Origin of the sequence: Liquorilactobacillus sicerae (assembly GCF_029916425.1) — a bacterium.
GTDB lineage: Bacteria > Bacillota > Bacilli > Lactobacillales > Lactobacillaceae > Liquorilactobacillus > Liquorilactobacillus sicerae.
Genome location: NZ_JAHAVQ010000274.1, coordinates 1 through 429, shown reverse-complemented (window position 1 = coordinate 429; position 429 = coordinate 1). Strand labels below are relative to the sequence as shown.

Here is a 429-nt window from a genome sequence, read left to right as displayed (position 1 = left end):
ATTGATGGTCACTCCTTGTTGGCTTTACTGGGACGTTTTGTTTTGTCGCCAATCATTATGGGCATTATCATTTTTACCGGATTACATTCTGGTATTCAGATGGTATCAATTTTTCAGAAGACTTTAATTATTCAATCGGCAACGCCGGCTTTGGCTGTTTTACCAATTTTGGCCGATACCTACCATTCCGATGTTAAATATGCAACGAATATCGTTGTTCTAACTTCGACTTTATTTATTATTGTTGTACCGATCATAATGAGTATTATCAACTTTATTTGATGTTGCTTAGGAGGCAATATGCAAATCAAGAATTTATCACTGAAAAATAAAAAGGATTTGCAAATTTGGGAAGAATTTTTAACCGAACACGGGATTAACAATTTTGGTTCGGCAGAAATTTCCAAGGTTGACGAGACGATCGCTGTG

1 pseudogene is annotated in these 429 nt (G+C 35.9%); it reads left to right on the top strand.

Annotation, left to right across the window (positions count from 1 at the left end):
* Positions 1-282: pseudogene (locus tag KH893_RS12410) on the top strand (AEC family transporter); the annotation flags it as partial.
* Between the last annotated feature and the right edge of the window lie 147 nt (positions 283-429).